The following is a 16,743-nucleotide window of genomic DNA, read 5'->3' on the forward strand; positions in this document are numbered from 1 at the left end:
GGACCGTGGCCACCACGACGACTCCCTCGCCCGAGCTGCCCTGGCGCAGCGCCGCCTCGATTCCCGTGCGTCCGGTCAAGCCGACGCCCACCTCGCGCAGCGTGGTCACCCCGCGCATCCCGCTGGCGCTCCCGCACCCGAGCGTGCCCGGCGGCAGATTCCGCCCCTCCGCGTACGTCGGTGAGGCCGTGCCGTTCACGGTGACGGCGTTCCGCGAGGGCCACGACCGCATCGGCGTGCAGGTGCGCCTGTTCTCGCCGTCCGGCGACGAATCGCTGCACCGCCTGAGTCCCCTCAACGACGGCTTCGATCGCTGGTCGACGCTCGTCGCTCCGCTCGAGCAGGGCGTCTGGCGATTCCGTTTCGAATCCTTCGCCGACGACTTCGCGACGTGGGAGCACGCCGCCGAGGTCAAGATCGCGGCGGGCGTCGATGTCGCCCTCATGCGAGAGATGGGCGCGCAGCTCTTCGATCGGGCGCGCGGCGAGAAGAAGCGGCCCGGCACCGACAAGGACCGCCTGTACGACGCCGCCCGCGCCCTGCGCGATCCCGACGTGCACGACGACACCGCGCTCCAGATCGTCCGCGACCCCGAGATCGCGGCGCTGTTCGAGGCCCGCCCCATGATGGGCCTGGTCTCTGTCGGGCGGGATGCCGAGCTGCTCGTCGAACGAGAGCGCGCCGGCGCCGGCGCCTGGTACGAGTTCTTCCCCCGGTCCGAAGGGGCACGACGAGCGGAGGACGGCTCGATCGTCAGCGGCACGTTCCGCACCGCCGCCGAGCGGCTCCCGGCCGTCGCCGGAATGGGCTTCGACGTCCTGTACCTGCCGCCGATCCACCCCATCGGCCAGACCAACCGCAAGGGGCCGAACAACACCCTCGTCACCGAGCCCGGAGACCCCGGCTCGCCGTGGGCCATCGGGGGCGCGGCGGGCGGGCACGACACCGTCCACCCCGACCTCGGCACTCTCGAGGACTTCCGCGCCTTCGTGCGGACCGCGCGCGAGAACGACATCGAGGTGGCACTCGACCTCGCGCTGCAGGCCTCGCCCGATCACCCGTGGGTCGCCGAGCACCCGGAGTGGTTCACCACCCTCCCCGACGGCTCGATCGCCTTCGCCGAGAACCCCCCGAAGAAGTACCAGGACATCTACCCGGTCAACTTCGACAACGACCCCGAGGGCATCCGCGCCGAGGTGCTGCGCATCGTCCGCCATTGGATCGCGCAGGGGGTCACGATCTTCCGCGTGGACAACCCGCACACCAAGCCCCTGCAGTTCTGGGAGTGGCTCATCGCGACCGTCAGCGCCGAGGAGCCCGACGCGGTGTTCCTGGCCGAGGCCTTCACGCGCCCCGCGCCGCTGCAGGGCCTGGCCATGGCGGGGTTCCAGCAGAGCTACACCTACTTCACGTGGCGCAACACGAAGGACGAGCTCGAGGAGTTCCTCACCGGTCTCGCCCACGAGACCGACGACTTCCTCCGCCCCAACCTCTTCGTCAACACCCCTGACATCCTCACCGAGTACCTTCAGTTCGGCGGGCGACCGGCGTACAAGATCCGCGCCGCCATCGCGGCCACCGCGGCTCCCACCTACGGCGTCTACGCGGGCTACGAGCTGTACGAGAACGTCGCGCGTCCGGGGTCCGAAGAGAACATCGACAACGAGAAGTACGAGTACAAGGTCCGCGACTGGGCCGCCGCCGAAGCCGCGGGTGACTCGCTCGCGCCGTACCTGCGCATGCTGAACGGCGCGCGGCGCGCGCATCCGGCGCTCGGGCAGTTGCGCAACCTCAGCGTGCACTGGAGCGACGACGACAGCATCCTCGTGTACTCCAAGCACCTCGACGCCGCCCTCTCGCCCGATGGTCGCAGCGACACGATCATCGTGGTCGCGAACGTCGACCCGCACTCGGCCCGTGAAACGACCGTCCACCTCGACACCACGGTCTTCGGCATCGAACCCGGCGCCACGTACGAGGTCGAGGATCTCGTCACCGGACAGGTCTGGACCTGGGCCGACCACAACTTCGTGCGCCTCGACGCCTTCGTCGAGCCGGTGCACATCCTGCACGTCAAGGAGAACCGATGACCTCCCTTCCCTCCGAGATCCTGGATGCCGTGGCCCACGGCGCCCACCATGACCCGCACAGCGTGCTCGGCGTGCACGAAACCGGCGAGGGATGGGTCATCCGTTCGCGCCGGCCCCTTGCCCGCGAGGTGGTCGCCGAACTGGCCGACGGCACCTCGGTCGCCCTCGAGCACGTCCGCGGGGGGATCTGGGAGGCGCACGTCGCGGCCTACCCTGGCGCCTACACGCTGCGCGCGTCGTACGACGGTTCGGAGCACGTCTCCGACGACGGGTACCGCCACGCGCCGTCCGTCGGCGAGCTCGACCTGCACCTGATCGCCGAGGGGCGTCATGAAGAGCTCTGGCGCATCCTCGGTGCACACGTGCGCGAACTCGACGGGTCGACGGGCACCGCGTTCACCGTCTGGGCTCCCGATGCGCGCGCCCTGCGCGTCATCGGAGACTTCAACGGGTGGGACGGCGCCGGCCACGCCATGCGGTCGATGGGCGGCAGCGGCGTCTGGGAACTGTTCGTCCCCGGGATCGGCGTCGGCACGCGCTACAAGTTCGAGATCCTCACCCGCGCCGGCCAGTGGATCGAGAAGGCGGATCCCATGGCGCGACTCGCCGAGGTTCCTCCCGCCACGGCATCCGTGGTCACCGATTCGACCTACGCGTGGGCGGACGACGAGTGGATCGACGAGCGCTCGCGCACCGCGCCGATCGACCGCCCGATGTCGATCTACGAACTCCACCTCGGTTCCTGGAAGCAGGGGCTGTCGTACCGCGACGCGGCCGACGAGATCATCGACTACGTCGGCGCGCAGGGGTTCACCCACGTCGAGTTCCTCCCGCTGGCCGAGCACCCCTTCGGCGGCTCGTGGGGGTATCAGGTGTCGGGTTACTACGCCCCGACGAGCCGTTTCGGCTCGCCGGACGACCTGCGCTACCTCATCGACCGTCTGCACCAGGCCGGCATCGGCGTGATCATGGACTGGGTCCCCGGCCACTTCCCCAAGGACGACTTCGCGCTCGCCCGCTTCGACGGCGAGGCCCTGTACGAGCACCCGGACCCCCGTCGCGGCGAGCACAAGGACTGGGGCACGCTCATCTTCGACTACGGCCGCAACGAGGTGCGTAACTTCCTCGTCGCGAACGCGCTGTACTGGTTCGAGGAGTTCCACGTCGACGGTCTGCGAGTGGATGCCGTGGCCTCCATGCTCTACCTCGATTACTCGCGCAACGAGGGCGAGTGGGCGCCGAACCAGTTCGGCGGTCGCGAGAACCTCGAGGCGATCCGGTTCCTGCAGGAGGTGAACGCGACCTCGTACAAGCGCTACCCCGGTATCGCCTTGATCGCCGAGGAGTCGACGAGCTTCCCCGGCGTCACGGCTCCCACCTCGCACGCGGGCCTCGGTTTCGGCTTCAAGTGGAACATGGGCTGGATGAACGACTCGCTGCAGTACATCGGGCGCGATCCCATGTACCGCTCGCACCACGAGGGTGAGCTGTCGTTCTCGTTCGTGTACTCGTTCAGCGAGAACTTCGTCCTGCCGATCAGCCACGACGAGGTCGTGCACGGCAAGGGCAGCCTCTTCGGTCGGATGCCGGGCGACCACTGGCAGAAGCTCGCCAACATGCGCGCGTTCCTGGCGTACATGTGGGGGCACCCCGGCAAGCAACTGCTGTTCATGGGCCAGGAGTTCGGGCAGATGTCCGAGTGGTCGGAGTCGCGCAGCATCGACTGGTGGATGCTCGACCAGCCCTCGCATGCGCAGCTGCACTCCTTCGTGGCCGAGCTGAACCGCGTCTATAAGGATCAGGCGGCCCTGTGGGCGCGTGATCACGACGGCGCGGCATTCTCGCGCCTCGGTGCCCCGGCCTGGAACACGAACGTCCTCGCTTTCGCCCGTCGCGATCACCACGGCAACACGATCGCCGTGGTGTGCAACTTCTCGGGCGTTCCGCTGACCGATTACCCCCTCGACCTGCCCGAATCGGGCACCTGGACCGAGATCCTCAACAGCGACGCCGAGGCCTTCGGCGGCTCAGGGCAGGGCAACTTCGGTGCGGTACAGACGGATGGTCGCGGAAGCGCGACGCTGACCCTCCCCCCTCTCGGGGTGCTGTGGCTCCACCACCGTTCGGGGAGCTGACCCCGGGCGTCTCGGCCCCTGCGCGGGGTGATCCGCGCCGGATCCACGGGTCTGACACACGCGCAAACGACGACGGCCCCGTCCCCCCTTGGGAGGACGGGGCCGTGCGATGTCCGGGCTCAGAAGAGCAACGAGGCCAGTCGCGAGCGGGCGCGGATCACCCGCGCGTCCTCGTCGCCGACGAGGCCGAAGAGCTCGAGCAGACGCTCGCGCACCGGGGCGCGCTCATCCCCGGGAAGCGCGGCGAAGAGGTCGAGCAGACGGCCGAAGGCGTCGTCGACATGCCCGCCCACGACGTCGAGATCCGCGACGAGGAACTGTGCCTCGAGCCCCGTCGGGTCGGCGGCCGCCGCGGCACGGGCCGCCTGGAGGTCGGCGTCCTGGACGCGGTCCAGCAGACGCACCTGTCCGAGACCGGCGCGCGCGTCGGCGTCGCGCGGGTTCTCTGCGAGGGCCTTCTCGTAGGCGGTGATGGCGCGGGCGTAGTCGCCCTCTTCGATCGCGGCGAACGCCTCTGCGTGCAGCGGGGGCAGCTCGGGCTCCGCGGCGGGGGCATCGGCGGAGGGGGCGCCCTCGACCGGGACGGTACCGGTTACGCCGTGCTGAGCGGCGAGCTGCAGAAGCTGGGCGAACACGTCGCGCACCTGCTGCTCAGGGACGGCTCCCGTGAACAGGGGCACCGGCTGACCCGCCACGAGCGCGAGCACCATGGGGATCGACTGCGCGCGGAAGCCCTGCGCGAGCTGCGGGTTCGCGTCGACGTCGACCTTGGCGAGCACCAGGCGGCCGGCGAGCTCGGTGACCACCTTCTCGAGCACGGGGCTCAGCTGCTTGCACGGCCCGCACCACTCGGCCCACAGATCGATGACGACCGGGACCGTGCGCGAGAGCTCGAGGACCTCACCGAACGTCTCATCGGTCACGTCGAAGACCAGGGGCGGCGCGCCGGCGGGGCGCGGGGGCGTCGCGGGGGCGCCGGAGGCGGGTGCCGCCGGCGGCTGGGGACGGTTGCGCAACGACGAGAGGTCGACGGCACCGCGCATCACGGAACCGGGGGCGGGAGTGCTCACGGGGACACCTTCGCTTCGAGGAGGCTGGATCGGTAGCCGAGCAGGCGGATCTGATCGTCGGAGCCCTGGCTGGGCACGTAGAAGAACACCTGGTCGGAGTATGTCGTGGTGAAGCCTGTCGCCGACTGGTCGACACCGGTCAGGGCCTTGACCGCCGGATTGTTGTCCAGCTTGATCACGGCGTCCTTGTTGGTGGGCTTCGCGGTGTCGCTCTCGTACACGTTGACCGCGACGATCGCACCGGTGTCGAGCGTCGCCAGCGCGATGGGGGTCGCCGCTCCCGCGGAGGCCGAGAAGCTGATCTCCGCCGTTCCCGCACCGGTCTGGTTGAGTTCGTCGGTGCGCTTGGTCTTGTTGTCCTGGATCGCCGAGAGCAGCAGGTCGTTCGCCGTGTCGAACTTCGCGAACGAGGCGCTGTTCTGGCCGTTGTTGATGACATCCGCGTAGGCGGCGGCCACCTTCTCGGGCGCCATGACGAGGAAGGACGAGTCCGGCGGAACCTGCGTGGCACCGACGTAGGGCGCCGCGAGCTCGGGAAGGTTCGTCGAGGCCTCGAGGTTGCCGACGTACGAGGCCTTGTACTCCTCCCACGGCGTCTGCTGCGTCATCATCATGATCGTGGTCGTGGGGGTCGCGGCATCCGCCGACTCCACCACCGTCATGAGGGTGCGCGGCCACGTTCCCGTGGTCTGCGGCAGCACGATCTGCACGGGCTCCGCCGGGATCGCGGGCAGGGCGGGTCGGTCGGGGATCGCGGCGCGCAGCTTGTAGTTGGTCTGCCGCTCCGCGAGAGCCGGGCCCGACAGTCGCTCGGCGACGACGTTCCCGTCGAGCGAGGCATCGGCCTGCGCGACGGTCGACGAGACCTTCGCCACAATGCGCTGCGCCTGCGCCTCGGTGACCGCCGGCGGGAACTGCCCCTCCGGGACGATCACCGTCGGAGTGGGGCTCGGCGACTCGGTCGCCGCGAGCTGCGGCCACGCGTCAGCCGAGCATCCCGCCAGCAGAGCGATCGACACGCCTAGCGCGGGGATGGCGACCAGAGCGCGGCGACCGCGCAGGGCCCCGCGGACTCGCGACCCTCCGCGGCGACCGGGGCTCTGGCTCACGACGCCTTTGCTCTCGGCATCCGCGTCGACCGTCGAAATCGGCTCGGTGACCGGAAGGGGCAGCCCCTTGCGGCGCGGACGACGCTGACGACGGACGTGGCGGATGCCGAGCAGGTAGAGCACCAGACCGGCCAGAAGGACGATTCCGCCGCCGACGATGAGCGGACCGGCCCACGGCGTGGAGTCGTCGATCGGCCAGGTGAGGCTGACGGTCGAGGGGGCGGGGGCCGTTCCGTCGGAGGCGACGAGCACGCTCATGTCGGACGGGAGCTGCAGAGTGGTCGACAGCGATCCGGTCTGTTCGAACTCGTCGAGCCAGAGGTCGGAGTCCACGGGCGATCGTCCGGTGGTCGCGGCGCCCGAGGCGGGGGTGACCGTCGGCGCGACCTCGGAGGTCTGGACGGTGCCGGCGCCGTCGAGGGTCACCGCGGTGTAGGGGACGTCGGCGAGCCACGCGGTGACGTCGGCGGTGCGTCCGTACGAGACGAACACCGCCCCATCGCCTTGGACGCGCAGGGTCTGCGCCCCGGGGACGCTCGTCAGCACTGCGCCGTCGATCAGCGTGAACGCCGTCGAGCCGTCGGTCTGCACGTTGGCCGAGGTCTCCGAAGGGCCGTGGAACACGGTCCTTTGGGCGATACCGGCACCGATCATGGCGGCAGCGATGACGAATGCCACCACGGCCCAGACGAATCTCACGCTTCACACCATCCCCACCGGTGGCTCGGGCGCCACCGAATCGACATTTCAGACTATCCGAGGGCGCCTGAAAGTTCTCGGCGAGGCCCGTCGCGCGCTCGGTCGGGCCATCCGCTCAGTATCCTGACGACACGGGCACGTCAGCCCGGCTGATGCGGGAGTCGTTCGGCATGAAGATTCACAATCCCTTCCGGGTGGCTCTGCTCGCCACGCTCGGCGTCGGAGTCGGCCTGCTGCTCATCGGCAGCGTCCAGAACCTGTCGACGATCCTGCTGTACGTGGGCACGGCGTTGTTCCTGTCTCTCGGCCTCGACCCCGTCGTGTCGTTCCTCGAGCGTCGAGGTCTCCCCCGCTGGGCGGCGGTGCTGGTGACGATCCTGGCGGTGCTCGGCGTCTTCGCCGGGATCATCTTCATGGTCGTCCCGATCATCGTGAGCCAGATCGCCCAGCTGGTGTCCCAGATCGAGCAGCTGCTACAGCCCGGTCGGTGGAACGAGATCGTCACCGACGTGCAGGCCTGGGTGTCGCAGACCCTCCCCTGGCTGAAGATCGACGAGGTGTGGGCGGGGATCCAGCACTGGTTCTCCACGCTCGACGTCGGCAGCATCTCCACGATGATCGGCAACAGCCTCCTCACCATCGGCGGCGCCGTCGCGGCCGGCCTGGGCGGCGCGTTCATCGTGCTGATCCTCACGATCTACTTCACGGCATCCACTCCCTCGCTGAAGTCGGCCGTCTACCAGCTGGTCCCGGCCTCGAAGCGCGCCCGATTCATCGAGCTGGCCGAGAAGATCACCGACTCCGTGGGCTACTACGTCATGGGGCAGGTCAGTCTCGGAGTCATCAACGGCGTCCTGAGCGCCATCTTCCTGTCGATCATCAACGCGCCGTTCCCGGCCGTGCTGGCGGTCATCGCCTTCTTCTTCTCGCTCATCCCCCTGGTGGGCACCCTCACGGGGTCGACGATCATCGTGCTGACGTGCCTCATCCCGGGCCTCGGCACCCCCACGTGGGCGATCCTCGCCGCCGCGATCTACTACCTCGTGTACATGCAGATCGAGGCGTACGTGATCTCGCCGCGCATCATGAACCGCGCGGTCTCGGTGCCGGGATCCGTCGTCGTGATCTCGGCCTTGGCCGGCGGCGCCCTGTTGAACCTGCTCGGCGCGCTCATCGCCATCCCGGTCGCCGCGAGCATCCTCATCATCTACCGCGAGGTCATCATCCCGCGGCAGAACGAACGCTGAGCCCGTCCGCGGACACCCGGCATCGACGCCGGAGCACCGGCGCGCGGGTTCAGCCCGCGATCTCGCCGTCCCACTCCACCGGGAGCGGCAGCGCGTCCGGGTTGACCGCCGCGACGATCTCGGTGAGCACGCGACGGGTCTGCGTCTCGCCGACCCACAGGTGCTTGCCGCCCTCGACCGCGATGAGCGTGGCATCCGGTACCGACGAGAACCGCTCGCGGGCCTCGTCGGGACGCAGGTAGTCGTCGAACTCGGGGACGAGCACGACCATGCGGCGCTCGTCGCCCGCCCAGGCGGCGACCTCTTCGGCCGTCGCGCGGTGCAGCGGGGGCGAGAGCAGGATGACGCCCTCGATGTCGTGATCGCGACCGTACTTCAGCGCCAGCTCGGTGCCGAACGACCAGCCGACGAGCCACGGCCGCGGAAGACCGCGCTCACGGACGAAATCGACGGCGGCCGCGACGTCGAAGCACTCGTTCGCACCCCCGTCGAATGCCCCGTCGCTGGTCCCGCGCGGAGACGTCGTTCCCCGCGTGTTGAAACGCAGCACCGCGAGGTCGGCCAGCGCCGGCAACCGGCCCGCCGCTTTGCGCAGGATGTGCGAGTCCATGAAACCGCCCGCCGTGGGCAGGGGGTGAAGCGTGACGAGGGTGGCGACCGGGTCGCGATCGGCCGGCAGCGCCAGCTCGCCCACCAGGGTCAGCTCGTCGACGGTGCGCAGTTCGACGTCCTCGCGACGGGCGGGCAGAAGAACGGGTCCGCGAATCTCCATCAGGCGATCCTCCAACAGTGCGTGTGCCAATGACGACGGGCGGCGAGATCGGCTGCGTCCCCGAGGACGCCGTCGGCGCGCCAGACCACCACGTGAGCGGTTCCGGCCTCCACGGTCCGACCGCACCCGGGGCACAGGTAGTCCTTGACCGCCTGTGGGCCCGAGATGGGCTGCACCGTCCACTCCCCGCCCCGCTTGACCTCGGTGCGCTTCCACCCGGCGATCAGACGATCGAGCGACTCGTCGCCTCGGGAGGAGTCCGGGCGCCGTTTACGGGAGCGGGGCATGGATGCCGCTCACCACCAGTGGTTGGCGGACCAGAACGCGTAGGCGCCGGCCCATCCGCCGTAACGCCCGGTGGCGTAGCCGGTTCCCCAGCGCAGATTGTCGACCGGGTCGTAGCCGTTGCCGGGGACCTTGCTGCACGGCAGGGCCTGCACGAGGCCGCAGGCGCCGGACGAGCGGTTCGTCGCGTTCGGGTTCCAACCGCTCTCGCGACTGACGATGTAGTCCACGAAGCCCATGTCGGATTCGGAGATGCCGGCAGCGGCCATCCACTCGGCGGGAGCGCCACCACCGGTGTAGAGCATGGGACCGGCGTTGCCCGAGGACGAGCCGGAGCCGGAGTCCTTCTCGCGGGACGGCGTCGGCGTCGGGGTGGGCGTGGGCTTCGGCTTGACGTAGACGTTGTAGCTGGCCCGGTCGAGCTGCGGCGCCTGCTTCTCGCCCGAGGTCGACACGGCCTGCGTGTCGCCGAGACCCTCGGCGTACAGGGTGACCGTGTGCGGCTCCTCGGCCTGGGCTGGCAGCAGCGAGGCGCCCATCGGGCCGACGTATGCACCGACGAACAAGACCGCGGCCGCAGCCCCGAAGACGCCGACCACACCGCGACGACGCGACCAGCGGGGGCTGGAACGGTGCGGGAGAGACGGCGGGACCACGTCGACCGAGGCGCCCCGGCGGGCGACACGGGACGTGGATGCGCGCGAAAGTTCCGAACCAGAAGTCACAGTGCGCTCGATTCTACCGACGCCCGAGGCCGGACGCCACGCGTCGGGGTCATCCGACCGCGAGCATCACTTCGACGACGGCGTCGAGGACGGCGTCGACCTGGGTCTCGCGGTATCCCCCGCGCTGCATGCGGAACGCGACCGAACGCACCTGATCGGGTGTCACCGGATCACCCGCCGCGAGGTAGCGGGCCACGCGATCGGCGACGACGTCCACCTCGTCGACCCGGTAGCCGTAGCGCAGGAGGCCGACACGGTCGAAGCGCGAACCCCGCGGGCGACGAAGACGGTCGAGCACCACCTGCGCCGTGTCCCGGGTCTCGGCGACCCACGCGCGGGCGCCGAGACGCGACAGGGCGTGCTCGCGCTCGCGCGCGGCGAAGGCGTCCTCGACACGGCCGAGAGCGGCGTCCACGGCCTCCACCTTGTAGCCGCCCTTGACGAGCGGGAAGGCGGCGGCGCGAACCTCGGAGGAACGCAGGGCCCCGACCTCGTCGGCTTCGAACGCTTCGCGCGCGCGGGCCAGGAAGACGTCGACCGCGCGCTTCTCGTACCCCTTGGTGCGACCCGAGGTCGTGGGGAACGGCGTCGCGGCCACGGTGTCGTGGATCGGCGTCTCGGTCATGACACTCCCAGGGGGGACAGCAGATAGAACATCACCAGGGCGGCGGTCGCCGACGGCAGGATCGAGTCGAGGCGGTCGAGCACTCCCCCGTGACCCGGAAGCCACGAACTCATGTCCTTGATGCCCAGGTCCCGCTTGAGCATCGACTCCCCGAGGTCGCCCACGGTCGCGGTCGCGAGGACCACGGCCCCGAAGATGAGACCGGCCCACCACGGCACCTGCAGCATGAAGGCGGCCAGGAGCGCGCCCGCCACGAGCGCCGCGACGCACGCTCCCGCGAAGCCCTCCCAGGTCTTCTTGGGGCTGATGCGGGGGGCCATCGGATGCCGACCACCCCGGCCGAACGTCAAGCCCGAGACGTACGCGCCGGTGTCGGCCGCCACCGCCAGGATGAGGAACGCGAGCACCCACCACTCCCCGCGGGGCTGCGCGAGGAGGATCATCGCGACACTCGTCAGGAAGGGCACGTACAGCTGCACGAAGCTCGCGACGAGGACGTCGCCGATCACCTCGATGTGAGCGCGACCGTCGGACGCGAACATCTGGGCCGTCAGGCGCCAGACGATCACGACGACGACGGCGACGAGGGTGGCGATCCAGTGCACCCACGGGCCCAGGAAGAACCCGCTCAGCAGGAGCAGGAACCCCATGACGAGCTGCGGGACCACATCGACGCGACGCCCGGCCACCTGGAGGGCGCGCGAGAACTCGAGGACGCCCAGCACCATCGCGGCGGCCGCGAACAGGACGAACAGCCATTTGACGAAGATCAGCGAGGCGATGACGATCACGCCGATGCCGACCCCGATCAGGGTCGCCACGATGAGGTCGCGCCCCGTGCGCTGCTTGATCCGCTCGTTCGCCTGGTCGAACTCGGCGCGGGCGTGCGCGATCCGCTGATCGGCGTCCGACCGCATCGCGCGCAGCTGCGACTCGATCGCAGTCACCCCTTCACCCGTGGTCGGCGAACGGCGCGCTGAATCGGCCCGGCGCGACGAGGCGGACGGATCGACCGGCTCGCTGTCGCCGATCTCGGGAGCGTCGGGCATGGGGGTCAGACCTCGAGGAGCTCAGCCTCTTTGCGCTTGAGCGCCTCGTCGATGAGGTCGACGTGCGTGCGCGTGACGGTGTCGAGCTCCTTCTCGGCGCGGACCAGCTCGTCCTCGCCGACGTCGCTCTTCAGCGCGTCGAGGTCGTCCTTGGCCTTGCGGCGCAGGTTGCGGACCTGCACCTTGGCGTCCTCGCCCTTGCCGCGCACGATCTTGACGTACTCCTTGCGGCGGTCCTGCGTGAGCTCGGGCATGGTGACGCGGACGATGTTGCCGTCGTTCGTCGGGTTCACCCCGAGGTTCGGCATGTCGCGGATCGCCTGCTCGATCGCCTTCAGCGCCGACTTGTCGTACGGGTTGATGACGAGAGTGCGCGCCTCGGGGTTGTTCAGCGAGGCGAGCTGAGCCAGCGGGGTGGGCGAGCCGTAGTAGTCGACCAGCACCTTCTGGAACATCTGGGGGTTCGCGCGTCCGGTACGGACCGTCGCGAAGTCTTCCTTGGCGGCCTCCACGGCGCGATCCATACGCGCTCCGGCATCGGCGAGGACATCGGAAATCACGGTGACTCCATTCGTTGGGACTGACTGTTCAGTCTAGTCGCGCGCGGGCCCGGCTCCCCGGGCCCGCGCGGCGCGTCATGCGGTGACGAGGGTGCCCATCGTCTCGCCGAGAAGGGCCCGGGTGACGTTTCCGGCCGGCTCCATGCCGAACACGCGCATATCCATTCCGTTGTCCATGCAGAGGCTGAACGCCGTGGAGTCCACGACCTTCAGACCCTTCTGCAGGGCGTCGTTGTAGGTGACGTGGTCGAGCTTCGTGGCCGTCGGATCCACGTTCGGGTCGGCCGTGTAGACCCCGTCGACGCCGTTCTTCGCGACGAGGACCTCGGTCGCTCCGATCTCGAGCGCGCGCTGGGCGGCGACGGTGTCGGTGGAGAAGTACGGCAGTCCGGCGCCGGCGCCGAAGATCACGACGCGACCCTTCTCGAGGTGACGGACAGCACGACGCGGGATGTAGGGCTCCGCGACCTGGGTCATCGAGATGGCGGACTGCACGCGCGTGGCGGCCCCCGCCTGCTCGAGGAAGTCCTGCAGCGCGAGGGAGTTCATCACGGTGCCGAGCATTCCCATGTAGTCGGCCCGCCCGCGGTCCATGCCGCGCTGGCTGAGCTCGGCGCCGCGGAAGAAGTTGCCCCCGCCGACGACGATGGCGATGTCGACGCGGTCGACGGCCTCGGCGATCTCACGGGCGATCTGGCCCACGACGTCGGGATTCACGCCCAGTTGGCCGCCGCCGAACGCCTCCCCCGACAGCTTCAGCAGAACTCGGCGGCGCTTGGTGGCTTCATCGATCACGTGTGATGTCCTCTCGTCTTGAACAAACTATCCCCCCGCACCCGCGACCGATACGCAGGAACCGATATGGGACGCGGGCAGGGAAAAGGCCCGGGATGCCGTGGCATCCCGGGCCTCATGACGGGCCCTGAGCCTGTCGAAGGGTTACGCGCCGACCTTGAAGCGGGCGAAGTCGGTCAGCGTGAGACCGGCGTCGGACGCGACCTTGGCGACGGACAGCTTGTTGTCCTTCGCGTAGTCCTGGTCGAGCAGCGAGACCTGCTTGAAGAACGCGTTCACGCGGCCCTCCACGATCTTCGGCAGCGCAGCCTCGGGCTTGCCCTCGTTGCGGGAGATCTCGGTGACGATCTCGCGCTCCTTCTCGACGTCGGCCTCGGGGACGGCGTCGCGGGTGAGGTACGAGGGGTTGGCGAACGAGATGTGCTGCGCGATCGAGCGAGCGGTCTCGGCGTCATCGCCCGAGTAGGCGAGGACGACGCCGACCTGCGGGGGCAGGTCCTTGCTGGTCTTGTGCAGGTAGACCTCGAACTTGTCGCCCGAGATGGTGCGCACGCGACGGAGCTCGACCTTCTCGCCGATGATCGCGGCCTCGTCCGAGATGAGCTGCTCGACGGTCTTGCCGTCGGCGTCGGCGGCCAGGGCGGCCTCGACCGAGTCGGCACCGGCGGCGGCGGCTGCGTCGACGACCTTGTCGGCCAGAGCGATGAAGCGCTCGTTCTTGGCGACGAAGTCGGTCTCGCAGGCGAGCTCGAGAAGCGTGACGGAACCGTTGTTCTCGCGGGCGGCGACGAGGCCCTCGCTGGTCGAACGGTCGGCGCGCTTGGCATTGCCCTTCGCGCCCTTGAGGCGCAGGATCTCGACGGCCTTCTCGACGTCGCCGTCAGCCTCTTCGAGCGCCTTCTTGGTGTCGACCATGCCCGTGCCGAGCTGCTCGCGCAGCGCCTTGATGTCGGCGATCGTGAAGTTTGCCATGGTGTGGCGTCTCCTTGTCGTTTGCGTTCTAGATGTGAGCCCGGCGGGGCCGTGTCGCCACCCTCCGAAGAGGGGGCTGTCACGACCCCGCCGGATCGTAGCCTGTGCGGGTAGCGGGCCGTTCACGCGGAGGAGAACGGAACGCCTCGCGGCTTACTTGCTGTCGGTGGCCTCGGCGTCAGTGGCCTCGGTCTCGGCGGCCTCGGTCGACTCCCCGGCCGAAGCCTCGGTCGACTCAGCGGCGGGAGCCTCGTCGGTCGACTCGGCCGCGGGGGCGTCGGTCGACTCGGCGGGGGTCTCGAGCAGCTCGCGCTCCCACTCGGCGAGGGGCTCGGCGGCCTCTTCTTCACCGGCGGGCTGGTGGCGCTGGATGAGGCCCTCGGCGGCGGCGTCGGCGATGATGCGCGTGAGCAGGCTCACCGAGCGGATCGCGTCGTCGTTACCGGGGATCGGGTACTGGAACTCGTCGGGGTCGGCGTTCGTGTCGAGGATGCCGATCACGGGGATGCCGAGCTTCTTGGCCTCGTCGACCGCGAGGTGCTCGCGCTTGGCGTCGACGACCCAGATCGCCGAGGGGGTCTTCTGCAGGTTGCGGATACCACCGAGCGACTTGTGCAGCTTGTCGAGCTCGCGCTTCTTGAGCAGGAGCTCCTTCTTGGTGAAGCCGCTCTCGGCCGGGTTCTCGTAGTCGAGCTCCTCGAGCTCCTTCATGCGGGCGAGGCGCTTCGACACCGTCTGGAAGTTGGTGAGAAGGCCACCGAGCCAGCGCTGGTTGACGTAGGGCTGGCCCACGCGGGTCGCCTGCTCGGCGAGAACTTCCTGCGCCTGCTTCTTGGTGCCGACGAAGAGGATGGTGCCGCCGTGTGCGACGGTCTCCTTGACGAACTCGTACGCCTTGTCGATGTAGCCGAGCGACTGCTGGAGGTCGATGATGTGGATGCCCGAGCGCTCGGTGAGGATGAAGCGCTTCACCTTCGGGTTCCACCGGCGGGTCTGGTGTCCGAAGTGAACGCCGCTGTCGAGCAGCTGGCGGATGGTGACGACGGCCATGGTCGTACTCCTGTTTCTGGGCGCTTTCGCGCCGTGGTTGTGGTTGTTCGCGCCAGACGATCCGTCTGACGAGCCTGGTACCCGGCGCACACCCGCCATCCGCCGAAGCGGAGGACCAGGGGGTGTGGATGCCGCGCGGTGCGCTGCCCCGGAGGGCGGCGCGATGCGCTGTGGGCACGCGGAGTCATCCCGACATGCGAGATGCGTCCTCCAGCATACAGGACTGCTCCTCCCCACCCGCGTGCGGGCGCGAACTCTCCCCCGTCTCGCCTCCACGGCGCTCCGCGCGGACCCGGGGAGAGAAGACTTCGCTGATGATCCCGGCATCCGCCCGCCTCGTCACTCTCGCCCTTCTGACGGCGACGCTCCTCGTATCGTCGCCCGCCGAAGCGTCCGACGGCGACCCGCTCGGCGACCGCGTCTGGGTGTGGCCCGCGATTCCGGCCCGGGTGGTGCGGCCGTTCGTCGCCCCTGCTCACATGTACGGTCCGGGTCACCGCGGGCTCGATCTCGCGGGAGATTCGGTCCGGTCCCCCGCGGACGGCCGCGTCGCCTTCGTGGGGGCCGTAGCCGGGCGCGACATCGTGACCATCGACCACGGCGACGGCCTCGTGACGACGCTGGAACCCGTGGTCACCGACCTGGATGTGGGTGCGGTCGTCGCGCGCGCGTCACCGGTGGGGCGGGTGGCCGCCGGTGGGCACGCCGGCCCCGCGACCGTCCACTTCGGGGTGCGGTGGAACGGTGAGTACGTGAATCCGCTGCGCCTGCTGGGCGGCGTCCCGCGAGCGGTGCTGCTGCCCTGCTGCGAGAGGTGACTCGGCGGGCCCGCTCATCCGATCCGGTTGCCGCGGCCCTCGACGGTCTGGGTGCCGATGCCGCCCGTGGCGCTCACGATGTTATCCTGCCCGCGGACCGTGACGGCCGAGATCGCACCGCCCGCCTGGATCGAGGACCGATCGCCGCTCAGGTCGGCGCTGCCGATCGCCCCCGAGGAACGGACCGAGCCGTCGTTGCCCTGCAGGATGAGGGCATCGATCGAGCCGGCGTCGATGCGGGCGCGGTCGCCGGAGATGCGGAGGGTACCGATCGAGGCCCCCGAGGCGTCGACGGTGAGGGCCGACCCCGAGACGGTGAGCTCGGCGCACGTTCCGACGATGCGGACGCTCTGCTCGGCCCCCGAGACGGTCTGGCTTCCCCCGTCGCCGCACGAGACGGCGTCGGTGCCGGATCCTGCGGCGGGAGTCGACGGGCCCGTCGACGAGACCGGCGCGGGAGACGTTGTGACGACGGAGGGCGAGGGCACGGCGACCGTGGGCGGAGGGCTCGAGGCGACGAGCCCGGGAGGAAGACGGGTTTCGACCGGCTCCGGGGCGAGGCTGCACCCGCTGAGCACCCCGACGAGCGCGACGACGCCGATCGCGGCGGGCACCAGGCGGCGGGAGATCACGGTTCCACGCTAGGGGGTCCGGCGCGCATGCGCACGCATACGGGACACTTCACGGGCCGCCCGGCGAGAACCCGACGGCGAGGTGAGCCGCGCGGCCTGCCGGAGCGCTG

16 protein-coding genes are annotated in these 16,743 nt (G+C 69.7%); 4 read left to right on the forward strand and 12 right to left on the reverse strand.

Annotated features, from left to right (window positions below; translation table 11 throughout):
• Window positions 1-5: 5 nt before the first annotated feature.
• Both BLS25_RS08605 and glgB read left to right on the forward strand, forming a co-directional pair.
• Window positions 6-2,090 (forward strand): alpha-1,4-glucan--maltose-1-phosphate maltosyltransferase, encoded by a 2,085-nt coding sequence (locus tag BLS25_RS08605; protein ID WP_081349750.1) that lies wholly within the window; start codon window positions 6-8, stop codon window positions 2,088-2,090.
• The gene (gene glgB / locus BLS25_RS08610) at window positions 2,087-4,225 is read left to right on the forward strand and encodes a 1,4-alpha-glucan branching protein GlgB (protein ID WP_074695088.1); all 2,139 of its coding nucleotides are present in this window, start codon (window positions 2,087-2,089) and stop codon (window positions 4,223-4,225) included. Before BLS25_RS08605 ends, glgB begins: the two co-directional genes overlap by 4 nt.
• A gap of 119 nt (window positions 4,226-4,344) precedes the next feature.
• Here glgB and BLS25_RS08615 read toward each other — a convergent pair whose 3' ends face one another.
• Window positions 4,345-5,295, reverse strand: coding sequence for a tetratricopeptide repeat protein (locus tag BLS25_RS08615; RefSeq protein WP_074695089.1), 951 nt, complete (start codon window positions 5,293-5,295; stop codon window positions 4,345-4,347).
• Window positions 5,292-7,103 carry a DUF8094 domain-containing protein gene (locus BLS25_RS08620; protein ID WP_074695090.1) on the reverse strand — a complete coding sequence of 604 codons (1,812 nt, stop codon included), beginning with the start codon at window positions 7,101-7,103 and terminating at the stop codon, window positions 5,292-5,294. The genes BLS25_RS08615 and BLS25_RS08620 overlap by 4 nt, the downstream gene beginning before the upstream one ends.
• A gap of 170 nt (window positions 7,104-7,273) precedes the next feature.
• Here BLS25_RS08620 and BLS25_RS08625 point away from each other — a divergent pair, with 170 nt between their 5' ends.
• Complete coding sequence (locus BLS25_RS08625) at window positions 7,274-8,350, forward strand: AI-2E family transporter (protein WP_056232310.1); 1,077 nt, start codon at window positions 7,274-7,276, stop codon at window positions 8,348-8,350.
• Window positions 8,351-8,399: 49 nt separating this feature from the next.
• Here the strand turns inward: BLS25_RS08625 and BLS25_RS08630 are convergent, their stop codons facing one another.
• The 9 genes from BLS25_RS08630 to rpsB all read right to left on the reverse strand — a co-directional run bounded on the left by BLS25_RS08630 (window position 8,400) and on the right by rpsB (window position 15,183).
• Entirely contained in the window at window positions 8,400-9,122 is a 723-nt protein-coding gene (locus tag BLS25_RS08630) for an alpha/beta hydrolase (protein ID WP_056230932.1), read from the reverse strand.
• Window positions 9,122-9,409 carry a hypothetical protein gene (locus BLS25_RS08635; RefSeq protein ID WP_056230930.1) on the reverse strand — a complete coding sequence of 96 codons (288 nt, stop codon included), beginning with the start codon at window positions 9,407-9,409 and terminating at the stop codon, window positions 9,122-9,124. The genes BLS25_RS08630 and BLS25_RS08635 overlap by 1 nt, the downstream gene beginning before the upstream one ends.
• A 9-nt stretch (window positions 9,410-9,418) precedes the next feature.
• Window positions 9,419-10,132 (reverse strand): aggregation-promoting factor C-terminal-like domain-containing protein, encoded by a 714-nt coding sequence (locus tag BLS25_RS08640; RefSeq protein WP_074695091.1) that lies wholly within the window; start codon window positions 10,130-10,132, stop codon window positions 9,419-9,421.
• Window positions 10,133-10,181: 49 nt separating this feature from the next.
• Window positions 10,182-10,757: a DivIVA domain-containing protein gene (locus BLS25_RS08645; RefSeq protein ID WP_056230928.1), complete on the reverse strand. Its 576-nt coding sequence runs from the start codon at window positions 10,755-10,757 to the stop codon at window positions 10,182-10,184.
• Window positions 10,754-11,806 carry a phosphatidate cytidylyltransferase gene (locus BLS25_RS08650; RefSeq protein WP_056230926.1) on the reverse strand — a complete coding sequence of 351 codons (1,053 nt, stop codon included), beginning with the start codon at window positions 11,804-11,806 and terminating at the stop codon, window positions 10,754-10,756. The genes BLS25_RS08645 and BLS25_RS08650 overlap by 4 nt, the downstream gene beginning before the upstream one ends.
• Window positions 11,807-11,811: 5 nt before the next feature.
• On the reverse strand, window positions 11,812-12,366 hold the full coding sequence (frr, locus tag BLS25_RS08655; RefSeq protein WP_056230923.1) for a ribosome recycling factor: 555 nt from the start codon (window positions 12,364-12,366) through the stop codon (window positions 11,812-11,814).
• Between the two features lie 75 nt (window positions 12,367-12,441).
• Complete coding sequence (pyrH, locus tag BLS25_RS08660) at window positions 12,442-13,161, reverse strand: UMP kinase (protein WP_056230920.1); 720 nt, start codon at window positions 13,159-13,161, stop codon at window positions 12,442-12,444.
• 144 nt (window positions 13,162-13,305) lie between these two features.
• On the reverse strand, window positions 13,306-14,133 hold the full coding sequence (gene tsf, locus BLS25_RS08665; RefSeq protein WP_056230918.1) for a translation elongation factor Ts: 828 nt from the start codon (window positions 14,131-14,133) through the stop codon (window positions 13,306-13,308).
• A gap of 153 nt (window positions 14,134-14,286) precedes the next feature.
• Window positions 14,287-15,183, reverse strand: a complete 897-nt coding sequence (gene rpsB, locus BLS25_RS08670) for a 30S ribosomal protein S2 (RefSeq protein WP_074695092.1) — start codon at window positions 15,181-15,183, stop codon at window positions 14,287-14,289.
• A 314-nt stretch (window positions 15,184-15,497) separates the two neighbouring features.
• Between rpsB and BLS25_RS08675 the strand changes: the two genes are divergently transcribed.
• Window positions 15,498-16,001 (forward strand): murein hydrolase activator EnvC family protein, encoded by a 504-nt coding sequence (locus BLS25_RS08675; RefSeq protein WP_074695093.1) that lies wholly within the window; start codon window positions 15,498-15,500, stop codon window positions 15,999-16,001.
• A gap of 14 nt (window positions 16,002-16,015) precedes the next feature.
• On the opposite strand, the gene BLS25_RS08680 is transcribed toward BLS25_RS08675, so the two are convergent.
• On the reverse strand, window positions 16,016-16,633 hold the full coding sequence (locus BLS25_RS08680; protein WP_074695094.1) for a YdhT family protein: 618 nt from the start codon (window positions 16,631-16,633) through the stop codon (window positions 16,016-16,018).
• Between the last annotated feature and the right edge of the window lie 110 nt (window positions 16,634-16,743).

Origin of the sequence: Microbacterium testaceum StLB037 (genome assembly GCF_900104345.1) — a bacterium.
GTDB lineage: Bacteria > Actinomycetota > Actinomycetes > Actinomycetales > Microbacteriaceae > Microbacterium > Microbacterium testaceum_A.